Here is a 12,581-nt window from a genome sequence, read left to right on the forward strand (position 1 = left end):
TGACCGTTAGCGTTCAGCCCGTTACTCAACGGGAAGAACGGCTGTACGAATCCACGAACCCCCGGAAAAGGGATCGGGGAATCGTGGGAACGGATCGTGGAAAGCGAGGGGGGCGGCAGTGACCGAGCCGCACGAGGACGGGATGCCGGACGGTCTCACGGGCCCGGAGCGGGCCGTGTGGCGGGCGTTCCGGGTCGGCAGGACGTGCGACCTGACGGAGGGGAACGCGGAGCGGGACGACCCCTTCGGGGGACGGGAGTGGGGGGAGGAGCGGAGTGTCCGCGCCGACGTGGTGGCGCTGCTACTGCTCGCCGGGCCGCCGGCCAGGTCCGGCCGGGTGGCCGCGCTGAAGCTGCGCGGTGTCCGGATCACCGGCGTGCTGAACCTGGCAGGCGGGACGATAGGGCCGTACGTCGAGCTGCAGGGGTGCCGGTTCGACGGCGAGGTGGTGCTGCCCGAGGCCCGCTTCGGCACGCTGCGGATGGTCGAGTGCGCGCTGCCGCGCCTTGAGGCCGCCCGGCTGCACACCGAGGGGGACCTGCATCTGCCCCGCTGCCGGGTGAAGTGGGGCATCCGGCTCACCGACGCGCAGATCGGCACGGACCTGCTGATCAACCAGATCCAGGTGTGGCCGGACCGGCGCGGCCGGGCCATCGCGGCGGACGGGATGGTGGTCGCCCAGGACCTCCAGGCCGAGCTGATCGAGACGCACGGGGAACTGAGCCTGCGCGGGGCGAAGGTCGGCGTCTCGCTCAGCCTGCGGGGCAGCGTGATGCGTGGCGCGCAGGGCCGCCGCGCGCTCAACGCACCGCAGCTGACGGTGGAGCGCTCGCTCTATCTGAACGCGGCCTGGGTGTACGAGGACGCCGGGGCGTACGGGAGCTCGGGGTACCCGGGCGGCGGCTCGACGTCCACCCCGCCGTACGGGGTGACACCCGCCCACGGCGCCCGCCGCAAGCCGGTGGAGTGCCACGGCGGGGTGCGGCTCGACGACGGCCGGTTCGGTGACGCGGTGGACCTGCACCACGCCCGGTTCCTGCTGAGCGGGGCGCGCCGGGAGGAGGTCTCGCTGCGCCGGATCGTCACCCCGGAGCTCCGGTTCAACGGCGAGCGCCCGGAGGAGGGCCGCGTCGTGCTCAACGGCGCGAAGGTCGTCACCCTGATCGACCTGTCGACGAGCTGGCCGGGCCCCGGCGGGCTCGCGATGGGCGGCTTCGCCTACGAGAACCTCGTGCCGTACGGACACTTCCCGCTGGCCCGGCGGCTGGAGTGGGTGGCGGCGGCGACCCCGGAGTACGCCCCCGAGCCGTACGAGCGCCTGGCGACTGTCCTGCGGAACAGCGGGGAGGACGCCGACGCCCGCGAGGTGCTGCTCGCCAAGCAGCGGCGCAGACGGGAGACCCTGCCGCTGGCGGGGAAGCTCTGGGGCTACCTCCAGGACTGGACCGTGGCCTACGGCTACCGGCCGGGCCGGGCGGCGCTGTGGATGGCGGTCCTGTGGGGCGCGGGCACGGTGGCCTTCTCCCGCTACCACCCGATACCGCTGAAGGCGGAGGAGGCCCCCGAGTGGAACGGCACGCTGTACGCGCTCGACCTGCTGCTCCCGGTGATCAATCTCGGCCAGGACGGCTACTGGCGACTTGAGGGGATCTGGCAGTGGGTGGCGGCGGTGCTGATCCTGCTGGGCTGGATCCTGGCGACGACGGTGGCGGCGGGCGCGACGCGACTCCTGAGCAGGGGGTGACGAGGCGCGGCGACCACCGTGCCGCGCAGGGGTGAGGAGGCGCGGTGACCACCGTGCCCGGCAGGGGGTGAGGCGGCGGAGGTTTGGTGTGAGGGGCGTGAGGCGGGCTGCGGGCGCGGGAGGGGGCGGGAGACAATACGTCGCACCATGTTCTTGCTCCGTTCCCTGATCGGCTCCGTCCGTTCGGCTCGGCACTCCCCGCGGCTCACCGCCGGGTTCGTGCCGGGCGACGACGTGCTGCTCGACGCCCCGGACGAGCGGCTCGCCCCCGCCCTGGTCGCCGCCGCGCTCGCCGACCCGGAGCCCGCCGCGAAGCTGCTCGCCACCACCAGGGACGCCGGTGAGTGGGAGGACCGCGACCGGTACGTCACCCGGCTCGCCACCTTCGCGTACAGCAGGGACGAATGGCTGACCCATTGGCTCTCCGCCGCGCCCGGCGACCCCGACGCCCTGCTCGTCACGGCGCAGCTCGCCGTCCGCAGGGCCTGGGAGTCGCCCGCGCGGGCGGAGCGGCTGCGCGAGCTCGGGCCGCTGATCCACACGGTCGCCGAGGGGGCCCCGCACGACCCGGTGCCGTGGCGTCTCGCCCTGGACCACGCGCGCGGGGCGCACGCCGGGCCCACCGTCTTCGAGTCGCTCTGGGAGCAGGCCGTGCGCCGCTCCCCGCACCACTACGGCAGTCATGTCGCGGCCCTGAAGTACCTGTCCGCGCAGTGGTACGGCTCGCACCGGGCCGCCTTCGACTTCGCCGAGCAGGCGGCGGACGATGCCGCCCCGGACTCGCTCGTGCGGGCGCTGCCGGTCCGAGCGGCCCACGACCGGCTCCGGGTGCCGCCGGACCGGGACCCGTCCGTGCCGGAGGCGCGGATCGACCGGGCGGCGGACCGTGCCCTGGCCCTGTCGGCGGTCTTCCCCGCGGGAGACCCGTGGCCGGCCGAGGTCCGCAATCTGCTGGCCCATGTGCTGGTCGAGCGGGCGCGGTGGGAGGAGGCGCGGGAGGAGTTCGGCCGGATCGGGGCCCATGCGACCTCGTTCCCGTGGGGGTCCGCGCAAGGAGCCGGGCGGGGAGCCGTACGGGAGGATCCGCTGCGCGGGTTCCTCGCCGCGCGGGACCGGGTCGGGACCGAGCTGGCCCGCCGTACGCCCCTCTGGGACACCGGAGATGGACGGGCCGGACGGGGCGGGCCCGGCGGCCATTAGGCTTGACCGCTGTGACCACCGCTCGCCTGCCTCTCTTCCCGCTCAACGCGGTGCTGTTCCCTGGCCTCGTGCTGCCGCTGAACGTCTTCGAGGAGCGTTATCGCGCCATGATGCGCGAGCTGCTCACGATCGACGACTCGGAGCCCCGCCGCTTCGCCGTCGTCGCCATCCGTGACGGCCGCGAGGTCGCGCCGACCGCTCCCGGCATGCCGGACCAGACGGCGCTGCCGGAGAAGGGCCCGGCCGCGGGCTTCGGCTCCGACCCCATCCAGTCCTTCCACCGGGTCGGCTGTATCGCCGACGCGGTGCAGATCCGGGAGCGCGCCAACGGCAGCTACGAAGTGACGGCCACCGGCACGACCCGGGTGAAGCTGCTGTCGGTCGACGCGAGCGGGCCGTTCCTGGTCGCCGAGGTCGAGGAGATCCCGGAGGAGCAGGGCGAGGAGGCCGGCACCCTCTCCGAGGGGGTGCTCCGGGCCTTCCGCAGCTACCAGAAGCGGCTCGCGGGGGCGCGCGAGCGTTCGCTGACGACGAGTGAGCTGCCGGACGACCCCTCGGTGGTGTCGTACCTGGTCGCGGCGGCGGCGGTGCTCGACACACCGTCGAAGCAGCGGCTGCTCCAGGCTCCGGACACCGCGACCCGGCTGCGCGAGGAGCTGACGCTGCTGCGCGCGGAGACGGCGGTGCTGCGGCATCTGCCGTCGCTGCCGGTGGTGGACCTGACGCAGGCCCCGACGTACCCGAACTGAGCCGACCGGGCCGAACCGAGCCGACCCGATCCGAGCCGCCCGTGCCGAACCGATCCGATCCGAGCCGACCCCAGCCGAGGAAGAGCGCGCGTGGCGAAGAAGCAGAAGAAGAACAGCGGCGGCACCCCGGCGACGGTGGCCCTGACGGCGTCCGGCACCCCGTTCACCCTGCACGCGTACGAGCACGACCCGGCCTCCCCCTCGTACGGCGAGGAGGCGGCGGAAGCCCTCGGGGTCTCCCCGGACCGGGTCTTCAAGACCCTGGTGGCGGACGTCGACGGCGAGCTGACGGTCGCGGTGGTCCCGGTCGCGGGCCAGCTCGACCTGAAGGCGCTGGCCTCGGCGGTCGGCGGCAAGCGCGCGGCGATGGCGGACCCGGCGGCTGCGGAGCGCACCACAGGCTATGTCCGGGGCGGCATCTCCCCGCTCGGCCAGCGCAAGCGGCTCCGCACGGTCCTCGACGCCTCGGCCTCGGAGCACGCGTCCATCTGCATCTCGGCGGGCCGGCGCGGCCTTGAGGTGGAGCTCTCCCCCGCCGACCTGGCCGCGCTCACGGCGGCGGTCGTGGCCCCGATCGGCCGCGCCTGACGTCCGGCGCGGCGGCCCTGAGGCCGGGAAGGCAGCCGGGTCGGCAAACCGCCCCCGGGAGGTAACCGGGGGCGGAGAACGACGGCCTTCAGCTCGGGCTCGGGCCCTGGGTGTACGGCTTCGGCTCGCCCCACGGTTCGGGTTCCGGGTCGCGCGGGCCGAAGAGGGCCGTGAGCGCCAGGTGCACGATCATCGCGGCGAGCGGCCAGGCCAGCATCGCGGCGGCCGCGAAGTTCAGTTCGAGCGGCGCCTCGAAGGCGATGTTGGGGCCGACGGCCTTGGCGTGGGCGACCACGTCGCTCGTCGGGCCGAAGGACGTCCCGAGGCCCCAGGCGAGCAGCGAGCCGAGGACGCCGCCGAGCGCGAGACCGAGGACGAGCGGGACGCCGCCCTTGCGGCGCGCGAGGAAGACGACGAGCGCGGCGACCGCGCCGAAGGCCAGCGCGAGGAGGACAAACGTTCCGTCCGCGCCGATCGCCGCCTCCCCCTCCGAGTTGCGGAGGTAGACGCCCTTGCCGTCCGAGATGAGCAGGATCCGCGGGGCCAGATTCAGCCACAGCACTCCGAGCAGCGCCCCCGCGATCGCCGAGACGACGGTGACCAGGACACCCTGCAGGACCTCGGCCATCGTGATCGGGTCCCCGGCCGGGCCGTGCATCGGCGGGGGCGGCGGGGGCCAGTCGGGGTCGTGCGGCGATGGCTGGTGAGGCGGAGTCAGGGGTGCGGTCACCCCGCCATCGTGCCAGGTGTGTCTGTGGCCCGCCTCAGCGGACGGCGGCCCGCCGGTACGCCCAGGTGGCGACGGCCAGGGAGACCACGCCGACCACCCCGCACACGGCGAGGTCGAGGGCGACGGCCGCCCAGTCGGGACGCGGGTCGAAGGTACGGGCCAGAGCCTCCACGCCGTACGTCGACGGCAGCAGGTCCCGGGCCCAGCCGATGGGCCCCGGCAGCCGCTCCGCCGGGAGCACACCGAGGAGCAGGGCGGCGGACATGCCGAGCTGGCCGAGGAGGGTGGCGAACTCCTGCCGCGGCGCGAGGAGCCCGAGGGCCGCGCCGAGCCCGGCGAGCGCGGCTCCGGCGAGCGGGACGACGGCGGCGAGGATCCAGAGGTGGCCGAGCGGCAGCCCGAAGAGCACGGAACCGGCGACGGCGGTGACGGCCGTCCCGGGCACGGTGAAGGAGGCGTACGCCCCTGCGGCGCCGAGCACGACGGCGGCGGGCGGCACGGGCAGGGTGGCGTAGTGGTCGAGGCCGCCGGTGGCCCGCAGCTGCCCGAAGTACTGGGCGAGCAGGTTGAGCGCGACGAAGGCGACGACGAGGACGGTGGAACCGGCCACGACGGCGCGCGCCTCGGAGCCCCCGTCGACGACCCCGCGCATCAGGACCATGATCCCGATGGACTGGAAGGTGGCGACGAAGAGCAGCGGGATGCGGGCGACCCGGGCGCGGGAGAGCTGCGCGCGGTAGACGGCGGCCAGGGCCGGCAGCAGCCGGGCACGCGGGGCGAGGGGCGCGGCGGCCTCCTCGCCGTCGTGGTCCCGGACGGAAAGCGCGCCGGTCGGCAGGGCCTCGGCGGGCACGGTGCTCACTGCGTACAGCTCCTGGGGGTGACGTGCGGTACGGGCAGTACGTGAGGTGCACGGGTCACGTGCGACACACGGGCTACGAGAGGGGCAAGGGCTACGTGGGATGCCAGGGCTACGTGAGAGGCAAGGGCTACGTGGGATGCCAGGGCTACGTGAGAGGCAAGGGCCACGTGAGATGCCAGGGTCACGTGAGGGGTCACGCCTTCACCGGTCACGCCTTCACCAGCCCCTCGTTCGCGCCGCCCAGCGCCAGGTACACGTCCTCCAGGCTGGGCGTGGCGAGCGTGAAGTCGTCGAGTGCGGCGAACGCGGCCCCGCCGGTGACGGTGGCGACGGCCGCACGGGCCGCGTCCGGGGCGAGCCGGAGGATCCAGCGCCTTCCCGTCTCCTGGGCGAGTCCGCCCAGCGCGGCGACCTCGGGCAGGTGGAGGGGCGCCGACTCGCGCCAGACCAGTTCGACGCGGATCTCGCCCGCGACGCGTTCCTTGAGTCCGGCGGGGGTGTCGCAGGCGATGACCTTGCCGTGTTCGAGGACGGCGACGCGGTCGAGGACGGTCTCGGCCTCGATGACGTTGTGGGTGACGAGCAGCACGGTGGTGCCGTGTTCGGCGCGTCGCCGGTCGACGGCCGCCCAGACGGCGCGGCGGGCGACCGGGTCCATGCCGGTGGTGGGCTCGTCGAGGACGAGGACGGGGCGCTCGCCGACGAGCGCGGCGGCGAAGCAGGCGAGCCGGCGCTGGCCGCCGGAGAGCTTCCTGAGCGGCCGGGAGGCGAGCGCGCCGAGGCCGAGCTCGTCCAGGACGGCGTCGCGCTCGGCGCGCGCGTCGTGGGCGGTGAGGCCGCGCAGCCGCCCGGTGGTCTCGGCGGCGAGGGCGACGGTCAGCTCGTCGAGGGCGGTGGACTCCTGGCCGAGGTAGGCGAGGAGCCGGGCCGCCCGCTCGGGGTGGCGCACCAGGTCGTGGCCGAGGAGGCGGACGCTGCCGGAGTCGGGGCGCATGAGCCCGGTGAGCTGGCGGACGAGAGTGGACTTGCCGGCGCCGTTGGGGCCGAGCAGGCCGAAGATCTCGCCGCCGCGCACGTCGAGACTGATCCCGTCGGTGGCCCGCACCTCGGGTGTCGCGGGCGCACCGCGCCCGCCGCGCGTGGCGGGGTACGTCTTGACCAGGTCCCGCACCACGCACACCGTACTCACGGGGGAAGAGCCTACGGGGTCGCCGGGCCCGCTCCGGGCGTGGGGGCGTGTTCGGCGGCGGCCCGGACGTCGATCTCGCGCCAGAATCCCGCCCGGATCGCATACCGGTCGTGCTCGTCGATCTGGTCGTCCTTGTGGGCGAGCAGCCCGAATCGGGCGGCGTACCGGAGGAGTTCGCCGTCGATGCGGTGCGGGATGCGGGGGTAGAGGGTGGACAGCTTCGAGACGTGGCTCTGCTCGGGAAGCCGCTCCATCCACCGGCGAGCGAACACCTGTCCGACTTCGAACGGATCGCCGCCGACGGTGGTGATGTCCTCCTCGCGGTCCGCCCAGCGCTGCTCGGCACTGGTGAGGGCGGCGAGGGTGGGCAGGGAGGCGGTCTCGGCCGGTTCGCCGAGCGTGGGGGCGGGGCGCTCGACCCAGCCCCGGTCGGAGGACCAGCGGAGGGCGCTCGCACCCTGTGGCACGGGGGCGCCCGGGGTGGCGGGGGCGGCGCCGGGGGCGCGCAGTCCCGCGAGGTCCTTGGGGGTGGGGACGCCCTTTCCGCCGGCCGGGGCGGGGACGCCGGCCCCGGCGCCGTGGCCGTGGTCGTCCTCACGGAGGTGACCGGTGCCGTGGCCGTGGTCGTCCTCACGGAGGTGACCGGTGCTGTGGGCGTGGCCGTTGCCGTGGTGGACGTGACCGTTGCCCGCGTGGCCGTTGCCGTTGGCGGTGGCGACCTCGCCGGAGGCCCCGCCGGCGGCCGCCGCCTCGGCGGCCCGTTCGGCGGAGGCGGCCAGGGCCGCCTCGGGCAGCGGCGCGGACAGGATGGCGGCGATCTCGGGGCGCGGGGCGGGCGGGGGCGAACAGATCCCCGTGAGGTCCTTGGCGCGGACGGCCCGGGTGATCCAGGTCCGGTCCAGCACACGGCGTTCGTCGGCCTCGGCGACCAGGTCCTCGGACTGGTTGTAGTCGCCGTCGGCGGCCTGGACGGCCCAGAGGTGGACGGCGACGCCGTGCTCCTTGGCCGACATCAGACCGGGCAGCAGATCGCCGTCGCCGGTGACGAGCACGATGTCGGAGCAGGCCCGGTTCCTGGCGAGCTCGGTCAGCTCGGTGTGCATCGCCGCGTCGACGCCCTTCTGCGCCCAGCGTCCGTCGCTCCTCGTCAGGGCGCCCAGCCGGACGGTGACCCGGGGCATCACCCGCAGTCTGCGGTGCTCGGGCTGGGGCACCCGGTCGGGCGCACCGTCGAACCAGTAGATCCGCAGGAGGGGCAGCGCTGTCTCGGCCTCGGCGCGCTGGCGCAGCTGCTGGATGAGCCCGGCGTGATCGACGGTGATCCTGGAGCGGGCCGGTTCCCCGGCGAGAAGACTGGCGGCGGCACCCAGCAGGTAGCCGGCGTCCACCAGGACGACGCAGCGGTCCACGTGTTCCACCCTCTTTCGGGAACCTCGGGATCGGAAGTTGCTTCGGATTTCCTTCGAGTCTGCCCGAAGGCCGGGGGCTCGACGGTCGGAACTGGATCATCGGCGTGGCGGATGTCACGTTCACGGGGCCCTTACGCTCCGTAATGATCCAACATGCGGCGGTTCGTGCGGTATGTGAATCTGACAGCGGCCCTGGCCCCTAGGTCCCTTTGAGGAGGCATCCCCATGGCCAAGAACCGCAACCAGAACCGCAGCCAGAAGCAGCAGCAGTCCCCGGCCGAGCGCGGCGCCCAGCAGGCGCAGCAGTCGGCGTTGGAGTCCGAGGCGTCACAGCGTGCGTCTCAGGTCCTGCCGAGCGACGTGGCCCGCAAGGGCCGTCAGAAGCGCTTCGGCCACAACTGACGGCGTCCGCGTACGGCAAAGGGGCGCGCCCGTGACGACGGGCGCGCCCCTTGCGCGTGTTCGGGAGGTCCCTCCCGGCCGGACCAGGAGGGACGAATGATCAGCCGGCCAGGCAGGACGGGCCGAGCAGCACCTTCAGGTCGCCGAAGAGGGCCGGATCGGCCGTCACCCGGTGCCGGTCGAGCCGGAGCACGGTCGTGGTCCGGGGGCCCTGGAGCTTGATCCGTACCTCGGTGTTGCCCTTGTGGTGGCCCAGGATCTCACCGAGCCGGGTGATCATCGGCGGGGTCACCTTGACGGTGGGGATGGTGAGGATCACCGGCGCGTTGGTCCCGGCGTTCGACACGTCGGGGACCATCAGCTCCATGGCGACGAGCCGGGGCACGTCCTCGCGCTTGTCGAGGCGTCCCTTGACGAAGACGACCGTGTCCTCGACCAGCTGGGTGGAGACCAGCTGGTAGGTGGCCGGGAAGAACATGCACTCGATGGAGCCGGCCAGGTCCTCGACGGTGGCGATCGCCCAGGCGTTGCCCTGCTTGGTCATCTTCCGCTGGAGGCCGGAGATGATGCCGCCGATGGTGACGACCGCGCCGTCGGAGTGCTCCCCGCCGGTGAGCTGGGAGATCGCCGCGTCCGTCTTGTCGGACAGGATGTGCTCGATGCCGAAGAGCGGGTGGTCGGAGACGTACAGGCCGAGCATCTCGCGCTCCTGGGCGAGCAGGTAGGACTTCTCCCACTCGACGTCGGAGAACTCGACGTCCAGCCCGAAGCCCGGCTCGTCGCTCGTCTCCTCGCCCATGCCGCCGAAGAGGTCGAACTGTCCTTCGGCCTCCTTGCGCTTGACCGCGACCACGTTGTCGATCATCGGTTCGTGGTGGGCGACCATGCCCTTGCGGGTGTGGCCCATCTCGTCGAAGGCGCCGGCCTTGATCAGCGACTCGATGGTCCGCTTGTTGCAGACGACGGCCTCGACCTTGTCGAGGAAGTCGGGGAAGGTCGAGTACTTCCCCTTCGCCTTGCGCGACCTGATGATCGACTCGACGACGTTGGTGCCGACGTTCCGCACGGCGGAGAGGCCGAAGAGGATCACGTCGTCGCCCTGGGCGGCGAAGTTCGACTCGGACTCGTTGACGTTCGGCGGGAGCACCTTGATGCCCATGCGGCGGCACTCGTTGAGGTAGACGGCGGACTTGTCCTTGTCGTCCTTGACCGAGGTGAGCAGGCCGGCCATGTACTCGGCGGGGTAGTTCGCCTTGAGGTAGGCGGTCCAGTAGGAGACCAGGCCGTACGCGGCGGAGTGCGCCTTGTTGAAGGCGTAGCCGGCGAAGGGGACCAGTACGTCCCAGAGCGCCTGGATCGCCTCGTCGCTGAAGTCGTTCTTGCGGGCGCCCTCTTGGAAGATCGTGAAGTTCTTCGCCAGTTCGTCGGGCTTCTTCTTGCCCATCACGCGGCGCAGGATGTCGGCCTCGCCGAGCGAGTAGCCGGCGATGATCTGGGCGGCCTTCTGCACCTGCTCCTGGTACACGATCAGGCCGTAGGTGACCGCGAGCACCTCTTCGAGCGGCTTCTCCAGCTCGGGGTGGATCGGGGTGATCTCCTGCTGCGCGTTCTTGCGCAGGGCGTAGTTCGTGTGCGAGTTCATGCCCATCGGGCCCGGCCGGTACAGGGCGGACACGGCGGAGATGTCTTCGAAGTTGTCGGGCTTCATCAGCCGCAGCAGCGAACGCATGGGGCCGCCGTCGAACTGGAAGACGCCGAGGGTGTCACCGCGCTGGAGCAGTTCGAAGGTCTTCGGGTCGTCCAGCGGCAGGGCGAGCAGGTCGAGGTCGACGCCCTTGTTGGCCTTCACCATCTTGACGGCGTCGTCCATGATCGTGAGGTTCCTGAGGCCCAGGAAGTCCATCTTGATCAGGCCGAGCGACTCGCACTGGGGGTAGTCCCACTGCGTGATGGTCACGCCGTCCGTGTGCCGCACCCAGATCGGCGCGTGGTCGACGATGGGCTCACTGGACATGATCACGCCGGCCGCGTGCACGCCCATCTGGCGGACCAGGCCCTCGACGCCCCGGGCGGTGTCGATGACCTTCTTGACGTCCGGTTCGTTCTCGTACATCGCGCGGATCTCGCCGGCCTCGCTGTAGCGCGGGTGCGAGGGGTCGGTGATGCCGTTGAGGTCGATGCCCTTGCCGAGGACGTCGGCGGGCATGGCCTTGGTGAGCCGGTCGCCCATGGCGTACGGGTAGCCGAGGACGCGCGCGGAGTCCTTGATGGCGTTCTTCGCCTTGATCTTGCCGTACGTGCCGATCATGGCGACCTTGTCGGAGCCGTACTTCTCCGTCACGTACCGGATCACCTCGACGCGCCGACGCTCGTCGAAGTCGATGTCGACATCGGGCATCGAGATGCGCTCGGGGTTGAGGAAGCGCTCGAAGATCAGTCCGTGCGGGATCGGGTCGAGGTCGGTGATGCCCATGGCGTACGCGACGATCGAGCCGGCCGCCGAGCCTCGGCCGGGGCCCACGGCGATGCCCTGCGCCTTCGCCCACATGATGAAGTCGGCGACGACGAGGAAGTAGCCGGGGAAGCCCATCGAGATGATCGTGTCCATCTCGTACTCGACCTGCTTCAGGCGGTCCTCGGGGATGCCTCCGGGGAACCGGCGGTGCATGCCCCGCATGGTCTCCTCGCGGAACCAGGTGGTGTCGGTGTACCCCTCCGGGATGTCGAACTTCGGCATGAGGTTCTTCTCGACGAACATGCCGTCGGTGTTGATCTGCTCCGCGACCAGGAGGGTGTTGCGGCAGCCCTCCTGCCAGGCGTCCGACGAGTCGATGGCGTACATCTCGTCGGTGGACTTGAGGTAGTAGCCGGTGCCGTCGAAGCGGAAGCGGTCCGGATCGGAGAGGTTCTTGCCGGTCTGGATGCAGAGCAGGGCGTCGTGCGCGGTCGACTCGTGCGCGTACGTGTAGTGCGAGTCGTTGGTGACGAGCGGCGGGATGCCGAGCTTCTTGCCGATCTCCAGGAGCCCGTCGCGGACCCGGCGCTCGATCTCGATGCCGTGGTCCATGAGCTCCAGGAAGTACCGCTCCTTGCCGAAGATGTCCTGGTACTCGGAGGCGGCCTTCAGGGCCTCGTCGAACTGGCCGAGGCGGAGCCGGGTCTGCAGCTCGCCGGAGGGGCAGCCGGTGGAGGCGATGAGCCCCTCCGACCACTTGGAGATGGTCTCCTTGTCCATCCGGGGCCACTTCTGCAGCCAGCCCTCGGCGTAGGCGTCGGAGGAGAGCTTGAAGAGGTTGTGGAGTCCGGTGGAGTTCGCCGCCCAGATCGTCTTGTGGGTGTAACCACCGGAACCGGAGACGTCGTCCCGCTTCTGGTGCGGCTGGCCCCACTGGATCTTCCGCTTGTTGCGCCGGGACTCGGGGGCGACGTACGCCTCGATGCCGATGATCGGCGTCACCCCGGCCTTCTTGGCCGTGTGGAAGAAGTCGTAGGCCCCGTGCAGGTTGCCGTGGTCGGACATCGCGATATGGGTCATGCCCATCTCGTTGCACGCGTTGAACATGTCCTTGAGCCGCGCGGCACCGTCCAGCAGCGAGTACTGGGTGTGGACGTGGAGGTGCGTGAAGGGCGGCTTGGTCACGGCGGGAGGCCTCCGGAAAACGCTGAGCGACAGGCTGCGGACAGTCTGGGGGGACAGCGTGGAAGTCT

At 71.9% G+C, this 12,581-nt stretch carries 10 protein-coding genes; 5 read left to right on the forward strand and 5 right to left on the reverse strand.

The window, feature by feature from the left end; all coding sequences use genetic code 11:
- Nucleotides 1–118 precede the first annotated feature (118 nt).
- The 4 genes from OG514_RS03840 to ybaK all read left to right on the forward strand — a co-directional run bounded on the left by OG514_RS03840 (nucleotide 119) and on the right by ybaK (nucleotide 4,281).
- A complete protein-coding gene (locus tag OG514_RS03840) occupies nucleotides 119–1,744 on the forward strand; it encodes an oxidoreductase (protein ID WP_266890813.1) in 1,626 nt (541 codons plus the stop codon).
- 147 nt (nucleotides 1,745–1,891) lie between these two features.
- Complete coding sequence (locus OG514_RS03845; RefSeq protein WP_266890814.1) at nucleotides 1,892–2,944, forward strand: hypothetical protein; 1,053 nt, start codon at nucleotides 1,892–1,894, stop codon at nucleotides 2,942–2,944.
- 11 nt (nucleotides 2,945–2,955) lie between these two features.
- Nucleotides 2,956–3,693: an LON peptidase substrate-binding domain-containing protein gene (locus OG514_RS03850; protein WP_266890815.1), complete on the forward strand. Its 738-nt coding sequence runs from the start codon at nucleotides 2,956–2,958 to the stop codon at nucleotides 3,691–3,693.
- 90 nt (nucleotides 3,694–3,783) lie between these two features.
- Nucleotides 3,784–4,281, forward strand: coding sequence for a Cys-tRNA(Pro) deacylase (ybaK, locus tag OG514_RS03855; protein ID WP_266890816.1), 498 nt, complete (start codon nucleotides 3,784–3,786; stop codon nucleotides 4,279–4,281).
- 88 nt (nucleotides 4,282–4,369) lie between these two features.
- On the opposite strand, the gene OG514_RS03860 is transcribed toward ybaK, so the two are convergent.
- The 4 genes from OG514_RS03860 to OG514_RS03875 all read right to left on the reverse strand — a co-directional run bounded on the left by OG514_RS03860 (nucleotide 4,370) and on the right by OG514_RS03875 (nucleotide 8,480).
- Entirely contained in the window at nucleotides 4,370–5,011 is a 642-nt protein-coding gene (locus tag OG514_RS03860) for a DUF2567 domain-containing protein (RefSeq protein ID WP_266890817.1), read from the reverse strand.
- A gap of 34 nt (nucleotides 5,012–5,045) precedes the next feature.
- Nucleotides 5,046–5,849 (reverse strand): ABC transporter permease, encoded by an 804-nt coding sequence (locus OG514_RS03865; protein ID WP_266900740.1) that lies wholly within the window; start codon nucleotides 5,847–5,849, stop codon nucleotides 5,046–5,048.
- A gap of 232 nt (nucleotides 5,850–6,081) precedes the next feature.
- The gene (locus OG514_RS03870; RefSeq protein WP_266890818.1) at nucleotides 6,082–7,062 is read right to left on the reverse strand and encodes an ABC transporter ATP-binding protein; all 981 of its coding nucleotides are present in this window, start codon (nucleotides 7,060–7,062) and stop codon (nucleotides 6,082–6,084) included.
- An 11-nt stretch (nucleotides 7,063–7,073) separates the two neighbouring features.
- Entirely contained in the window at nucleotides 7,074–8,480 is a 1,407-nt protein-coding gene (locus OG514_RS03875) for an NYN domain-containing protein (protein ID WP_266890819.1), read from the reverse strand.
- Nucleotides 8,481–8,696: 216 nt separating this feature from the next.
- On the opposite strand from OG514_RS03875, the gene OG514_RS03880 reads away from it, so the two are divergent.
- Nucleotides 8,697–8,873 (forward strand): hypothetical protein, encoded by a 177-nt coding sequence (locus OG514_RS03880; RefSeq protein WP_266890820.1) that lies wholly within the window; start codon nucleotides 8,697–8,699, stop codon nucleotides 8,871–8,873.
- A gap of 100 nt (nucleotides 8,874–8,973) precedes the next feature.
- Here OG514_RS03880 and dnaE read toward each other — a convergent pair whose 3' ends face one another.
- Nucleotides 8,974–12,513, reverse strand: coding sequence for a DNA polymerase III subunit alpha (dnaE, locus tag OG514_RS03885; protein ID WP_266890821.1), 3,540 nt, complete (start codon nucleotides 12,511–12,513; stop codon nucleotides 8,974–8,976).
- Nucleotides 12,514–12,581: the final 68 nt, after the last annotated feature.

Origin of the sequence: Streptomyces sp. NBC_00572, from assembly GCF_026341815.1 — a bacterium.
Taxonomy (GTDB): Bacteria; Actinomycetota; Actinomycetes; order Streptomycetales; family Streptomycetaceae; genus Streptomyces.

Bases quoted from the DNA above. Each gene is read 5' to 3' on its own strand.
- OG514_RS03880 (WP_266890820.1), top strand. From the start codon at position 8,697: ATGGCCAAGAACCGCAACCAGAACCGCAGCCAGAAGCAGCAGCAGTCC.
- OG514_RS03845 (WP_266890814.1), top strand. From the start codon at position 1,892: ATGTTCTTGCTCCGTTCCCTGATCGGCTCCGTCCGTTCGGCTCGGCAC.